This window comes from Thalassospira sp. (genome assembly GCF_002709775.1).
Taxonomy (GTDB): Bacteria; Pseudomonadota; Alphaproteobacteria; order Rhodospirillales; family Thalassospiraceae; genus Thalassospira.
In genome coordinates this window covers 1-14442 of the sequence record NZ_PAQR01000015.1, presented here as the reverse complement: position 1 = coordinate 14442, position 14442 = coordinate 1, and the positions used below count along the sequence as shown (strand labels likewise).

Annotated in this window: 11 protein-coding genes; 3 read left to right on the top strand and 8 right to left on the bottom strand. The window is 57.2% G+C overall.

Features of this window, described 5'->3' with window-relative positions:
- From CMO10_RS07365 to CMO10_RS07350, 4 genes are read right to left on the bottom strand one after another with little or no spacing between them, the layout of a single operon-like run.
- The gene (locus tag CMO10_RS07365) at positions 1 to 1275 is read right to left on the bottom strand and encodes a TRAP transporter large permease (RefSeq protein ID WP_044830130.1); all 1275 of its coding nucleotides are present in this window, start codon (positions 1273 to 1275) and stop codon (positions 1 to 3) included.
- Positions 1272 to 1781, bottom strand: coding sequence for a TRAP transporter small permease (locus tag CMO10_RS07360; protein ID WP_297020240.1), 510 nt, complete (start codon positions 1779 to 1781; stop codon positions 1272 to 1274). Before CMO10_RS07360 ends, CMO10_RS07365 begins: the two co-directional genes overlap by 4 nt.
- Positions 1782 to 1838: 57 nt before the next feature.
- Positions 1839 to 2813, bottom strand: coding sequence for a TRAP transporter substrate-binding protein (locus CMO10_RS07355; protein ID WP_297020237.1), 975 nt, complete (start codon positions 2811 to 2813; stop codon positions 1839 to 1841).
- A gap of 26 nt (positions 2814 to 2839) precedes the next feature.
- On the bottom strand, positions 2840 to 3550 hold the full coding sequence (locus CMO10_RS07350) for a GntR family transcriptional regulator (protein ID WP_044830127.1): 711 nt from the start codon (positions 3548 to 3550) through the stop codon (positions 2840 to 2842).
- 127 nt (positions 3551 to 3677) lie between these two features.
- Here CMO10_RS07350 and uxuA point away from each other — a divergent pair, with 127 nt between their 5' ends.
- Genes uxuA through CMO10_RS07335 form a run of 3 tightly spaced genes read left to right on the top strand, consistent with a single transcriptional unit; the run spans position 3678 to position 7252 of the window.
- Positions 3678 to 4895, top strand: a complete 1218-nt coding sequence (uxuA, locus tag CMO10_RS07345) for a mannonate dehydratase (RefSeq protein WP_297020233.1) — start codon at positions 3678 to 3680, stop codon at positions 4893 to 4895.
- A 3-nt stretch (positions 4896 to 4898) separates the two neighbouring features.
- Positions 4899 to 6353: a mannitol dehydrogenase family protein gene (locus CMO10_RS07340; RefSeq protein ID WP_297020231.1), complete on the top strand. Its 1455-nt coding sequence runs from the start codon at positions 4899 to 4901 to the stop codon at positions 6351 to 6353.
- Entirely contained in the window at positions 6350 to 7252 is a 903-nt protein-coding gene (locus CMO10_RS07335) for a sugar kinase (protein ID WP_297020228.1), read from the top strand. Before CMO10_RS07340 ends, CMO10_RS07335 begins: the two co-directional genes overlap by 4 nt.
- Positions 7253 to 7338: 86 nt before the next feature.
- Here the strand turns inward: CMO10_RS07335 and gyrB are convergent, their stop codons facing one another.
- The 4 genes from gyrB to dnaA form a co-directional block, all read right to left on the bottom strand.
- Positions 7339 to 9795 (bottom strand): DNA topoisomerase (ATP-hydrolyzing) subunit B, encoded by a 2457-nt coding sequence (gyrB, locus tag CMO10_RS07330; RefSeq protein ID WP_297020225.1) that lies wholly within the window; start codon positions 9793 to 9795, stop codon positions 7339 to 7341.
- Between the two features lie 22 nt (positions 9796 to 9817).
- Positions 9818 to 10975 carry a DNA replication/repair protein RecF gene (recF, locus tag CMO10_RS07325; RefSeq protein ID WP_297020222.1) on the bottom strand — a complete coding sequence of 386 codons (1158 nt, stop codon included), beginning with the start codon at positions 10973 to 10975 and terminating at the stop codon, positions 9818 to 9820.
- A 63-nt stretch (positions 10976 to 11038) separates the two neighbouring features.
- A complete protein-coding gene (dnaN, locus tag CMO10_RS07320) occupies positions 11039 to 12157 on the bottom strand; it encodes a DNA polymerase III subunit beta (protein ID WP_044830120.1) in 1119 nt (372 codons plus the stop codon).
- A gap of 330 nt (positions 12158 to 12487) precedes the next feature.
- Positions 12488 to 14041, bottom strand: coding sequence for a chromosomal replication initiator protein DnaA (dnaA, locus tag CMO10_RS07315; RefSeq protein ID WP_297020218.1), 1554 nt, complete (start codon positions 14039 to 14041; stop codon positions 12488 to 12490).
- Positions 14042 to 14442 lie beyond the last annotated feature (401 nt).

Here is a 14442-nt window from a genome sequence, read left to right as displayed (position 1 = left end):
TTACTCCATCAGGGACGGCAGCCAGGTTGACAGCGCCGGAACATAGGAAACAAGGAACAGGATCAGGATGTTGGTCAGAAGGAACGGCACCAGCGCGCGGATCACGCTTGTCACCGGTGCCTTGGCAATGTTGGCACAGATAAACATGCAGATCCCGACCGGCGGTGTCGTCAGACCGATCATCAGATTAAGCACCGCAAAGACCGCAAAATGAATCGGGTCGACACCGACATTGGTTGCCAATGTCAGAAGCGGGACAAACAGAATGATCAGGGCGGCAATCGTTTCCATGAACATGCCAACGATGAGCAACACCAAATTGATCAGTAAGATCACGACATATTTGTTGTCAGTGACCGAAAGAACCGCATTGGAAATCATTTCCGGAATGCGTTCGGAAACCAGAATCCAGCCAAACACGTTGGCCAGACCAACCAGCGCAAGGATCGCCGCAGCCGTCACGGCACTGTCGATGATGATTTTCGGCACCTTGCGTAGCGGCAATTCACGATACACAAAGCAACCAACGATCAGGGCATAGAGACTTGCGATCACCGCCGTTTCGGTCGGGGTGGCAATCCCGGTCAGCAAACCGCCAACAATCAGGCCGGTCATTGCCAGCGCCCAGAACGCCCCGATAAAGGACTGGCCCAGTTCGCCAAAGCCCTGCCAGGGTTGATGCGGGAAATTGCGCCGGACCGCGAGAATGTAGCAAGTGACCATCATGGCCAGGCCCATCAGGATGCCCGGAATGGCACCGGCGATGAACATTTTGCCAACCGACACACCCGAAAGCGCACCGACAATGATCATCGGCATGCTTGGCGGAATGATCGGACCGACGGTCGAGGAGGCTGCGGTGACTGCGGCTGAGAAGGCCGGGGTGTAACCGGCACGCACCATGCCCGGGATCATCATGCCGCCAATTGACGCCGCATCGGCAACTGCCGTTCCGGAAATGCCGCCAAACAGCATCGAACCGGTGACGTTGGTCAGGCCAAGGCCCCCGCGCATCCAGCCCACCAATGCGTTGGCAAAGCGCACAATACGCGGCGTAATGCCGCCGCCATTCATCAGATTGCCGGCCAGAATGAAGCCCGGAATACACAAAAGAACAAACACATCCATCCCGGCAAACAGCTTTTGCGGGATCACGACAAGCGGGATGCCTTCAAGCAGCAAATAGCACAGGGACGAGAGGCCAAGCGTTACCGCAACCGGCAGGCCGATGATCAGGCCTAAAACAAAAACACCAAGTAAAACTGCGAGGCTCATGGAAGGTCCTTCGAGGTATCTTCGGGTTTGCCGTCAGATTTACCGGTGATGATCCGGATCATGCGCAGCACGGCGAAAAGGGCAAGAACGGCCAAAAGAATGAAAGCGGTGGCATGGATGAAATCCATCCGCACACCCAATGTCGGCGAGGTTTGAAGCGATCCGATCGAAACAAACATCCAGGCCGGCGACAGCAGCATCAGCGCGAAAATTGCGGTCAGCGCTGCGGCGATGAACATCAGGATGCGTTGCACCCGCGGGGACTGCATTTCACAAACCATATCGACATTGACCATTTCACCATTGCGAAACGACAAGCCGGCCCCGAAAGCCGCCAGAAACAGCAAGGAATGCCGTGTCAGTTCTTCGGTCCAGACCGGTGAGCTGGTCAAAAAGGTTCTTGAAAATACCTGGATCAGAACGGTTGCGATCAGGACGCAAAAGGCCGTCCCGGTTCCGATCCGGCATATTGAAATCAGCAAGGCATATAGTCTGGCAGAAAGCACTTTAACTTCCCCGTCGAGAAAGGTTCGGCCGCACAAAGGCGGCCGAACCGGCAGTAATCAGCGTGCGAACAGGTCTTCGACGATCGGACGGATTTCGTCGGAGACGTTTGCCAACACAGCATCTTTTGCCTTCTGTGCAAAGGCTGCTGTGTCGACTTCGACAAAGGTCATGCCTTTGGACTGAAGCGTCTGGGTCAGGCGTTCTTCGTCAGCAACAAACAGGCCACGCTCATATTCCTGGGCGCGTTTTGCTGCTTCCATGACGGCGTCCTTGTCTTCGTCAGACAGTTTGGCCCAGGTCAGTTCGGAGATGGTCAGGTAAATCCACGAACGGACATGCTCGGTCTTGTTTACGAATTTCTGCACTTCGTTGAAGCTTGCAGAATCGATCAGCGCCAGCGGGTTTTCCTGGGCATCGATGGTGCCAGCCTGAAGCGAGGTAAAGACTTCGGAGAACGCCATCGGGGTCGGCTGTGCGCCAAGGGTTTTCCAGACATCAACGAACAGCGGCACGTTCGGCACGCGCAGCTTCAGACCGTTAAGATCATCCGGGCTTTTGATTTCGCGGTTCGAGGTCAGGTTACGCGGACCACGGGCAAAATAGGCGATCGGACGGATGCGGGCCTTTTCGATGATCTGCTGGGAGATCTGCTGGCCAATTTCACCACTTGCGACAGCGTCCATGTCTTCAAGGGTCGGGTAAGCATAAGGCACTGCCAGAAGGGCTGCCATCGGCGCCCAGTTCTGCAGGCTTTCGCCGGTAATGGTCATATCGACCGAACCCAGCTGCATGCCGTTGATCAGGTCGATTTCCTTACCCAGCGTTTCGTTGGGGAAAACTTGTACTTCGACACGGCCATCGGTCAGGGCAGAGACTTCTTCCCCGAATTTCACGGCAGCCTTGTGCCAGGCATTCTGTTCATTGGCGAGATGGCCAAGCTTGAGCGTCACTTCGGCTGCGATTGCAGAAGTGCTCATCATCATGGCGGCTACGCCGGCGAAAATCAGTTTCTTGGTCGTTTTTTTAAGCATCGTTTCCTCCCTGTTCGGTTGATGCCTCAGGACGACAACGCGGAACTGGCGTCGTCAAATAGCTCCGATCTGGAGCGGGCAATATCAGGCAGCGCATGCAGGATTTCACGAAGGTGCTCGCGCATGGCCGCGCTGGCTGCTTCACAATCACGGTTGGCGATTGCGGAAACAATTCGGACATGTTGCTCGATGATTTCATCCATCGGGAACTGGAAGTAGCTGAGGTAACGCACCCGGTCGAGCTGGGCGCGAACATCCTCGACCACCTTCCAGGCATAGGTCTTGCCGGCTGCTTCAGCCAGACAGCGATGGAAGTCATGATCAAGTTTGAGGAACCACTGCGCATCGCCCTGCATCGCCTTGCGCTGATCGACAATCAGCTGTTCAAGACGGGCGATAAAGTCGCTGTCGGGTTCCTTGGCAACAAAGCGGGCAATGTCGGCCTCGATCGCTTCGCGCACAAAGCGGGCATCCAGGACGGCTGCGACCGAGATTTTGCGCACATAGGTTCCGCGTTGCGGGCGAACCTCAAGCAGGCCCTGATCAGCGAGCTTTATGAAAGCTTCGCGGACGGGCTGGCGGCTGACATTGAAATGTTTGGCAAGTTCGGCTTCGGAAAGACGGACACCGGGCAGCAGATCAGTGCAGACAATCCGCTCGCGAATGATGCGATGGATCTGCGGTCCGACCGCCTGATCATGAGAAATTTCCCAGTCCTTGAGTTGAGGATCATCCATCAATCTCTCCTTGCTTTCCTGATCGTTAATGCATACTACCATACTAGTCAACATAATTGTCGCATGATACTGTTCACACTTGTTATAGTCGGTGTCGAACACACCACGCCAATACAGAGAGAATTACATGAAACAAACCTGGAGATGGTTCGGCCCGCGCGATCTGGTCAGCATTGACGATATTTGCCAGGCCGGGGCGCATGGCGTTGTTTCCGCCCTTCATCACATTGCCAGCGGTGCTGTCTGGACCCCTGATGAAATCGCCAAACGCCATCGCGAAATCGCCACCATGCAGGACGGATCACCATCGGGTTTGACATGGGATGTGGTTGAAAGTCTTCCGGTTTCCGAAGCCATCAAACGCCAGGTTGGCCCGTGGCGCGACCATATCGCGGCCTATAAGGAAAGCCTGCGCAATCTGGCCGATTCCGGGATCAGCATTGTTTGCTACAACTTCATGCCGGTTCTGGACTGGACGCGCACGCATCTGAATTGGCGCCTGTCAAATGGTGCTACCTGCATGCGCTTTGACCTGACCGACTTTGTCGCGTTTGATCTTTTCATCCTCGCGCGCCCCGGTGCAGAAAAGGATTACCCGGCTGAAACGATTACAGCCGCCAAGGCCCGCTTTGCCGAGATGCCTGCTGCGCGCCGCGAAGAACTTGAACGCACCGTTGCGTTCGGCCTGCCCGGTTCGGTCGAGAACCTGTCGCTTGATGATTTGCGCGGGCTTCTTGCCACCTATGCCGAGATTGATGCCGATACGCTCCGCGCCAATCTGGTTGCCTTCCTTGAGGAAGTTGTGCCGGTCGCGCGCGAGGTTGGCATTCGCATGTGCTGCCACCCGGATGATCCGCCCTTTGCGCTTTTGGGTCTGCCGCGCATCATGTCGACCGAGGCCGATTACGCCTTTGTCATGAAGGCGGTCGATATTCCTGAAAACGGCATTACCCTGTGTTCCGGATCGCTTGGCGTGCATCCGGGCAACGATTTGCCGGGCATGATGAAACGCTGGGGCGAACGGGTGCATTTCATTCATCTGCGCAATACCACGCGCGAAAGTGCCGGCCTGCCATGCAGCTTCCATGAGGCCGAGCATCTGGGCGGTGATACCGACATGGTCGCCCTGATCGAACAGATCCTGCGTGAGGAAGCCCGTCGCAAAGCCGCAGGCCGGGAAGACTGGAACATTCCGATGCGCCCGGATCACGGTCAGGACATTCTTGATGATCTTAATCGCAAGGGACAGCCGGGCTATCCGGCAATTGGCCGCCTGAAGGGCCTTGCCGAGCTGCGCGGCGTGATGACCGCCCTTTCAGCCCGACTTGACCAGCTTGCGGAGTAGGACATGACACATTCCGACGCATCGGATCGCAAAGCGGACCTGCCGATGAAAGGTGCGGGTATCGTGCATATCGGTATTGGTGCGTTCCACCGCGCCCATCAGGCTGTCTATACCCATGATGCGATGGCCGCCCAAAGCGGCGACTGGCACATTATCGGTGTCAGCCTGCGCAGTACCGATATTGTCGATGCGCTTAATGCGCAAGGCTGTGCCTTTACGGTTATCGAACGCCATGCCGATGGGCCGAAGGCGCGCAAGATTACCAGCATGACGCACGCCCTTGCGGCTGCGCGCGATGTGGCACCGGTTATTAGCGCCCTTGCCAATCCGGCGATCCGGATCGTGACCATTACGGTGACCGAAAAGGCCTATGGGATTGATCGCGTTTCGGGAAAGGTGCAGCACGACCATCCCGCCATCAAACACGATCTTGAAAATCCTTCTGCCCCATCGGGACTGGTCGGCATTCTGGTGGCCGGGCTTAAACGCCGCAAAGATGCCGGTCTGCGGCCATTTACCATCGTTTCCTGCGACAACCTTCCGGCCAATGGCCATCTGCTGCGCGATGGGGTGATTGATTTCGCGACACAGATCGATGCGGATCTGGGTCAGTGGATTGGTGAAAATGTCACCTTCCCCTCGACCATGGTCGACCGGATCACGCCGGCGGCAACAGAACAAACCTTTGCCGATGCCAAACGCCTGATCGGTCATGACGACCCGGCCGCCATCGAAACCGAACCGTTTTCCCAATGGGTGATCGAGGATGACTTCCCCGATGGACGCCCGGCATGGGAACAGGCGGGCGCCATCCTGGTTCGGGACGTCGAGCCCTATGAGCTGATGAAGCTTCGGATGCTTAATGGCAGTCATTCGCTGATTGCCTATGTCGGGCAGTTGGGCGGGTATCGTTATGTCCGTGACACGATGGCAAATGACATGTTTGCCAAACTGGTCGCGCGGCATATGGAAAATGCTGCCGCATCCATGACACCCCTGCCCGGCATTGATTTTGCCGACTACGGCGCCGAGCTGGTGGATCGTTTCCGCAACCCGGAAATCGCCCACGAAACCCGCCAGATCGCCATGGATGGCACGGAAAAACTGCCGCAGCGCATTTTCGCGCCCGCCTTGCAGATGCTGAATGCACCGGAACAGCTTGGTACGTTTGCGCTGTGCTTTGCGGCATGGCTTGCTGTCATGCGCACATGGGTCAATGGTCCGAAACCGGGTGAGGCCGCGCAGACCCTTAATGATCCGCGTGCAGATGACATTGTTACCACCCTTGGCGATGAGCAGGATGCAGCCGCCATCTATGACCGGCTGGCAAACCTGCAAGGCTGGATGCCAGACGGCCTTAAAGAAAGTGCCGTTTGGCGGGCTGCGGTGATTGCCCGTCTGACGCTACTGCTTTCCGAAGGTGCGGATCACGCGATTGCGCAAGAGCTGAACTCATGACGGCAAAGCGGTTTGTATCCTGCGGCGAATGCATGATCGAAATGGCTGGCGGCTTGGACGGCCAGTGGAAAATGGGCATTGCAGGCGATACGTTAAACACCGCCTGGCATTTCCGAAATGCGACGGACGCTGATGACTGGCGCGTCAGTTATGTCACCGCTCTTGGCGATGATCGCTATTCCGGGCAGATATCGGCCTTTATCCGCGACGCCGGGATTGAGACCGACGATATTCAGGTTATTACCGGAAAACGTCCGGGCCTTTACCTGATTGGGCAGGAAGATGGTGACCGGTTCTTTACCTACTGGCGTGAAAATTCTGCCGCGCGACGGATGGCCGATGATATTTCACGGCTGGCATCGGGATTTTCCGATGCAGATGTGCTTTATCTGTCTGGCATCACCCTAGCGATCCTGTCACCGGACCGTCGCACAGCCCTGATCGAACTTCTGGGGCAATTACCGGCCAAAACCCGGATCGTTTTTGATCCCAACATTCGCCCGGCCCTTTGGGAAGACCCGGATACCTGCAAACAGGTGATCACGGAAGTTGCCAAACGATCCAGTATCGTGCTGCCAAGCTTTGATGATGAAGCAAACCTGTTTGGTGATGCGTCCCCTACCGAGACTGTACTGCGCTATCGCGATCTCGGGGTTTCCGAGGTTATCGTCAAAAATGGCAGCAAGGCCTGTACGTTCCTGAGGGATGGTCAGGCGGCAAGTCTTGAAACACCAAGCGTTTCAAACGTCGTTGACGCCACCGGTGCCGGTGATTCGTTTAACGCGGCCTTTCTGGCAGCGCGGTTTGCCAACAGCACGACCGAGGATGCCATCGCCCAAGGTCAGGCCCTTTCGGCCAGGGTCATTCAGACCCACGGTGCGTTGCTTAGAGATAACTAACACCCGGCACAATTCCAGCCCAAAACAAGAAAGCCGGAGACGCGTGCAATCGCGTCTCCGGCTTTTTGTGATTTATCGCCAGCGCATCAAACGTCGAGGTTGGCGACCTTGAGTGCGTTCGACTGGATGAAGTCGCGGCGGGGTTCGACGACGTCGCCCATGAGGGTCGAGAAGACTTCTTCGGCTTCGTCAGCGTGCGCCACTTTGACCTGCAGGAGCGAGCGGACGTTCGGGTCGAGCGTGGTTTCCCAAAGCTGATCCGGGTTCATTTCGCCCAGACCTTTATAGCGCTGGACCGAGATGCCGCGGCGGCCATATTCCATCACCGCGTTGACCAGATCGACCGGACCATGGATTTTCCAGGTCTTGTCCTTGGCAACGAATTCCGCACCCTTTTCAAACAGCTCACGCAGTTCGCCAAGGATGCCGGCAATGGCGCGCGCCTCGGCCGAGCGCAGGATATTGCCATCAATCACATGGCGCTGTTCAACACCGCGCAGCATGCGCCACAGGACGATTTCATCCAACGGCGCTTCGCCGTGCCAGCCACGATCATAATCCTCTTCGAGGCTGTCGAGATGCTTGGCCAGCGTTTCGGCCGCTTCACGGCGTTTGCCATCGTCATCGAGAAGCGCCGGGTTAAGGGCCCCTGCAAGGGTTGCCTGTTCCAGCACCGAGATCGGCAGCTTGATCGAGAGCGGCTCAAGGAAGCCTTTGGCCTTACGGGCGAGTTCAACTACACGGACCAGATCCGGGCCGGCCAGCTGCTGTCCACCGGCAAGGGTAAGAACGGCTTCTTCGGTGCCCTGTGCGGTCAGGTATTGCTCCATCTCGCGGTCGTCCTTGAGATACTGGACGGAGTTGCCGCGTTTCGCACGATAAAGCGGCGGCTGGGCGATATAGAGATAGCCGCGTTCGATCAGTTCGGGCATCTGACGATAGAAGAAGGTCAGAAGCAGGGTTCGAATATGCGCACCATCGACGTCGGCGTCAGTCATGATGATGATTTTGTGGTAGCGGGCCTTTTCGATGTCAAAGTCATCGCGGCCGATACCCGTGCCCATCGCGGTAATCAGGGTTCCGATTTCCTGACTTGAGAGCATCTTGTCAAAGCGCGCGCGTTCGACGTTGAGGATCTTACCACGCAGCGGAAGAATTGCCTGGAAACCACGTTCACGGCCCTGTTTGGCCGATCCACCTGCGGAATCACCCTCCACGATGAAGAGTTCGGCTTTGGACGCATCGCGTTCCTGACAGTCGGCCAGTTTGCCCGGCAGGGACGAGATATCCAACGCGCCCTTACGGCGGGTAAGTTCGCGGGCCTTACGGGCGGCTTCGCGTGCGGATGCGGCTTCGACCACTTTGGTGACGATCTTGCGCGCATCAGCCGGGTGTTCTTCGAGCCACTGGGCGAGCTTGTCATTGACGATGTTCTCGACCACCGGACGGACTTCGGATGAAACCAGCTTGTCCTTGGTCTGGGAGGAGAATTTCGGATCCGGCACCTTGACCGAGATCACGCATGACAGGCCTTCACGGGCATCATCCCCGGAAAGGGCAACCTTTTCCTTTTTGGCGATGCCGCTTTCCTGCGCGTAGTTGTTGATCTGACGGGTAAGCGCCGCACGGAAGCCCGCCATATGCGTGCCGCCATCGCGCTGCGGGATGTTGTTGGTAAAGCACAGCGTCTGTTCGTGGTAGCTGTCGTTCCACTGAAGCGCAACTTCGACGGTGATGCCGTCTTTTTCGCCTTCGATGCTGATGGATTCTTCGATCTGGCGCGATTTGTTGCGGTCGAGATATTCGACAAAGGCACGAATGCCGCCTTCGTAATGCAGCTTGGTTTCGACCGGATCGCCACTGCGTTCATCGCGGAGCGTCAGGATCACGCCCGAGTTCAAGAAGGCCAGTTCACGCAGACGGTGTTCAAGCGTCGGCAGGTCAAACTCAAGCTGGGTGAAGATTTCGCCATCCGGATAGAAGGTGACTTCGGTACCCGAAAGCGGGGTGCCGTCCTCGGTGATCGGAGCGTCGCCCACGACTTCGAGCGGCTTGATGGCATCACCACCGGAAAACTCCATGTAGTGTTCTTTGCCATTACGCCAGATGCGGAGCTTCAGGAGCGTCGACAGCGCGTTCACCACCGAGACACCCACACCGTGCAGACCACCGGAAACCTTGTAGGAGTTCTGGTCGAACTTACCGCCGGCATGGAGCTGGGTCATGATGACTTCGGCAGCAGACACGCCTTCTTCCTTGTGCATGTCGGTCGGAATGCCGCGCCCGTTATCGCGGATGGTGGCAGACCCATCGCCATTGAGCTGCACCCAGACGGTGTCGCAATGACCAGCCAAGGCTTCGTCGATCGCGTTATCGACGACTTCGTAGATCATATGGTGCAAACCGGTACCGTCATCGGTATCGCCGATATACATGCCCGGGCGTTTGCGCACAGCTTCAAGGCCTTTGAGAACCTTGATCGATTCTGCGCCATATTCCTGCGGCACTTCACCAGTGTTCGGCGTTTCGGTTTCGTTGGTCATAGGGTCACAACCTCGGCATTCACTAAGGGGTTTCTAAGGTCAGTGTGGCATCTTCCACGCGGAAGAATTGCGCACGACCGTCCAAACCTTCAAACAGCGCCCGGTCCGTGCCTGTCATCCAGGCCTGGACGCCAAGCGCCACGATTTCATCAAACAAATGGTTGCGGCGTTCTGCATCCAGATGCGCAACCACCTCGTCAAGCAACAGCAGCGGGCCAGCCCCGCGCGCCTTTGTCTGCAGGCGGGTGTTGGCCATAATGATCGACAGCAGCAACGCCTTTTGCTCCCCGGTGGAGCATTGATCCGCCGACTGGCCCTTTGCATCATGCCAGACCAGCAGATCACTGCGTTGCGGGCCGACCACGGCCCCGCCATAGGTCGCATCACGCGATCGTCCGTCGCGCAATGCAGCCCGCATTTTATCTTCAACCTCGACCGCGGGCAGGCTTTCCAGCCAGTCTTCGAGATCGCCTGTCAGCGCCAGCCGGGCCGCCGGAAACGGCCCGATGGCCATGGTCCCGGCACGGCGCAACCGTTCAAGCAACTCGGCACGCGCGACCGCGACAGCAATGCCATGACGCACCATCGAATCCTCGATCGAGGCCAGCCATTTGTCATCGCCCTTGCCTTCCTTGAGCAGCTTGGCGCGCGAGCGCAAGGAATGTTCATAGGCGGCAACGCGGCTACTGTGGTCGGGATCAAGGCCATAAACCAGCCGATCCAGAAAGCGCCGGCGTGCGGACGGACCATCAAGGAACAGTCGATCCATCTGTGGCGTCAGCCAGACCGCGGCACAGACATGGCCCAAGGCCGCCTGCCCGCGCTGGGCCTGTCCATCAATCTTGACGGCCCGGCGTTCACGCCCCTGTTCAAGGGCGGCCGGATCAAGACCCGTACCAAGTTGAAACGCGCCGTCGGGCGTATCGATATCGGCCGCCACCGCCCAGGCCCGGTGTGCCCCGGTATCAGTCGGCGGCGTGCTGCGTGCGATTTCGCCCAGTTTGGCGCGGCGCAATCCACCGCCCGGTGCCAGAAGCGAAACAGCTTCCAGAAGGTTGGTCTTGCCCGCCCCGTTTGGCCCGGTCAGCACGACCGGCGAGCTGTCGAGCGACAGACGCAGGCCTTCGTAACAGCGAAACTCGCTGAGCTGGATACGGGAAACTGCAAGACGGTTTGTCATCGACGCCCCGTCTTTTGGCATGAGGTTATTGGCAAGAGCAGCCACAGCTTGATCGTGCTACCGTCACACACGCATCGGCATCAGAACGTACAATGCCGAAAGGTCGTCGGTGTCACGCAGGATGGTCGGGCTAGAGCCGTCCGACATCAGAAGGTTAAGCGTATCACCCTTAACCTGCTTGGCGATGTCGAGCAGATAGCGCGAGTTAAAGCCGATTTCGATATCCTCGGCATCGTAGTTGATTTCAAGTTCCTCGGACGCGGTGCCGTGTTCCGGGCTTGAGGCCGAAAGGGTCAGCGTCGTGCCCGACAGAACCACCTTCACCGCACGCGATTTTTCAATCGAGATCGCCGAGACACGATCAACCGCATCGGCGAACGCCTTGCATTCGATATCAAGGGTCTTGTCGTTGCCCGACGGAATGACGCGTTCGTAATCCGGGAAGGTGCCGTCAATCAGCTTGGAGGTCAGAACCGCATCGCCAAAGCCAAAGCGGATTTTGGTATCCGACAGCGCGATGTCGACCGCTTCGCCGGTTTCCTCGATCAGTTTGCGCAGTTCGCCAACGGTTTTGCGCGGCACGATAACGCCCGGCATGTTTTCCGCACCATCGGGAAGCGGGGCTTCGACGCGCGCCAGACGGTGACCGTCAGTTGCGACCGCGCGCAGGATCTTGGTGCCTTCGGCATCAGTTGCGTGGAAATAGATACCATTGAGGTAATAACGGGTTTCTTCGGTCGAAATGGCGAACTCGGCACGGTCAATCAGACCGCGCAGCTCAGCCGCAGCCAAACCGAAGCTGACCGGAAGGTCGCCACCGGACATGACCGGGAAATCATCAACCGGCAGAACCGCCAGGTTAAACTTTGAACGACCGGCAGAGAGCGTCAGGCGGCCTGCGCCCGGCTCAAGCGCGATCTGCACCTGGGAGCCTTCCGGCAGTTTGCGAACGATTTCATAGAGGGTATGGGCAGGGGTCGTGGTCGCGCCCGGTTCGGACACCTCAGCCGTCGTGGTTTCGATGACTTCGAGGTCCATATCCGTCGCGGTCAGCGAGAGACGATCATTCTCTGCCCGGAGCAAGATATTGGACAGAATCGGAATGGTGTTACGTCGTTCAACAACGCTTTGAACATGGGTCAGCGATTTCAATAGCGCCGCGCGTTCGATGGTCAGCTTCATGCCCGTCCTATCCGTCTGTCAGTATTTGTTTAACAAATTGATTTTTAATCAGTTTTCCTACCTGACCCACACCCTTTCGGGTGCGGAAGGCGCATTATAACATGCCAGCCCGGAAATCGAAGGATTTTTACGGCTTAAACCCAAGCAAATAAAAGGAGTCGGCGGACAAAAATACGCCCGAAACGCGCAAAGCGGCGCAAACCGCCCGACTCGCAGTTTTGATGAGTAAAATCAGGTATAAAAACCACCCGATTCAAAAACAAAATCCGCCGAAAATTCCGGCGGATTTCATCAAAATTCACATCGATTTTGTGGCCCCAAAAGCCCCGATCAGCTTTCAAGCATCCGACGCAGAAGATCGATATCTTCACACAGCGATGGATCGGTTCCGTGCAGTTCTTCGATCTTGCGCACGGCATGCATGACCGTGGTGTGGTCACGCCCGCCGAACTTGCGACCGATTTCCGGCAGCGAGTGCGTGGTGAGCTGCTTGGAAAGATACATCGCCACCTGACGCGGACGAGCAACAGCACGCGCGCGACGGGCCGAATGCATGTCGGAAACCTTGATGTTGAAATGCTCTGCCACGCGTTTCTGGATTTCCTCGATCGAAACACGGCGCTCGGATGCGCGCAGAACGTCGTGAAGGACATCTTGAACCATCTCAAGCCCGATCTCGCGCCCGACCAGCTGGGAATGGGCGATCACGCGGTTCAGTGCACCTTCAAGCTCACGCACGTTGGCGGTGATCTTGTGGGCAAGGAATTCCATGACCCGCTGGGGTAGCTCGACACCTTGACGTTCGGCCTTGGCTTCAAGGATGCCCAGACGCAGCTCATAGGTGGTTGCGTGGATGTCGGCAACAAGGCCCGACCCCAGACGCGAACGCAGGCGTTCCTCGATGTCTTCGAGATCGGATGGCGACTTGTCGGCCGAAACAATGATCTGACGACCCTGATCAACCAGCGCATTGAAGGTGTGGAAGAATTCTTCCTGGGTCGAATCCTTGCCCGAGATGAACTGGACATCATCGACCATCAGCACATCGACCGAGCGGAACTGGTCCTTGAAATCGACCGTGTTCTTGTCACGCAGCGCGCGAATGAAGCGATACATGAATTTCTCGGCCGAAAGGTAGATCACCGTGCGATGCGGCTGGGTGCGGCGGATATGCCAGGCAATCGCATGCATCAGGTGGGTTTTACCAAGACCAACCCCGCCATAAAGGAACAGCGGATTGAACGGTACCGATTCGGCCTCTGCCAGACGGCGGGCGGCGGCATAGGCAAACTCGTTCGGTTTGCCCAGCACGAAATTATCAAAGGTGTAGCGCGGATCGAGGGCAGCCGAGATGCCATCATCAGACATGCTGGCAATCGCGGTGCGACCAGCTGCTGTCGGTTGGCACGGCGCATCAGCAACAACGTTGGCGTCCTGAACCTCAGAACCACGCGATGATTTGGAACGGGTGGCCGGCGCAGCATTGGATGTCGGGGCGGGGGAAGACGCGCCGTTTGATGCACTCTTTGATGCACCCTGGGTGCTGCCATTGGCGCCAGATACGATGTTGACTTCAACGAAATGCACATCGGAATCTTCGGCGTGCCAGAATTTCTGGATACGGTCGAGATAGTGCTGAGTCACCCAGTCGCGCATGGCACGGGTCGGCGCGCCCAAACGCGCCACACCGGCCTCAACGGCGATCAAGGCAACCGGCTCAAGCCAGTAGCGATAGGCTGTTGCGCCAAATTCAGCGCGCAGCTTTTCACGTACTACCTGCCAGGTTGCAACTGCATGATCGTCAAGTGCTGCGTGCTGGTCACCCGCAATCCCCCCGCTGGATTGCCCAAGTGCCGACTGTGCGTCCCTCACGGCGTGCTGCACTGTTAAACCTTTCCCCGAATATCCCTATTTTACCATCACAAAGACCGCAAAAGACAAAACGATAGTGCGTCGCGTTCATCACCGCGGTGATCAACACGCTGGCCTTCCACATAATCAGGGAAGTGTACTCGCGCCTTTTGTTTTTTTGGTTCTTCGTTGCCAGTCGCTTTGCGCGACCTGCAAAGTCCAAACACTGTACTGATGTGACCCACATCAGGCAAGGCGATCTTTAACAGAACGTTAAAAGGATTTCGCAACCAAAACGTCCCTTGTTTTCTGCGGTTTCTTGCACCCGCGCAACCAAGGAACAAAAGGTGATTCTGCGAAATCCGGGCAGCGAAAAGGCCGCACCAGAGGTGCGGCCTTCGACTCGCCATCCCGTAAGGGATAAATTAAAGCGC

Coding starts and splice junctions, on each gene's coding strand:
- CMO10_RS07365 (WP_044830130.1), bottom strand. CDS start 1,275: ATGAGCCTCGCAGTTTTACTTGGTGTTTTTGTTTTAGGCCTGATCATC.
- CMO10_RS07355 (WP_297020237.1), bottom strand. CDS start 2,813: ATGCTTAAAAAAACGACCAAGAAACTGATTTTCGCCGGCGTAGCCGCC.
- CMO10_RS07350 (WP_044830127.1), bottom strand. CDS start 3,550: ATGGATGATCCTCAACTCAAGGACTGGGAAATTTCTCATGATCAGGCG.
- uxuA (WP_297020233.1), top strand. CDS start 3,678: ATGAAACAAACCTGGAGATGGTTCGGCCCGCGCGATCTGGTCAGCATT.
- CMO10_RS07340 (WP_297020231.1), top strand. CDS start 4,899: ATGACACATTCCGACGCATCGGATCGCAAAGCGGACCTGCCGATGAAA.
- CMO10_RS07335 (WP_297020228.1), top strand. CDS start 6,350: ATGACGGCAAAGCGGTTTGTATCCTGCGGCGAATGCATGATCGAAATG.
- gyrB (WP_297020225.1), bottom strand. CDS start 9,795: ATGACCAACGAAACCGAAACGCCGAACACTGGTGAAGTGCCGCAGGAA.
- recF (WP_297020222.1), bottom strand. CDS start 10,975: ATGACAAACCGTCTTGCAGTTTCCCGTATCCAGCTCAGCGAGTTTCGC.
- dnaN (WP_044830120.1), bottom strand. CDS start 12,157: ATGAAGCTGACCATCGAACGCGCGGCGCTATTGAAATCGCTGACCCAT.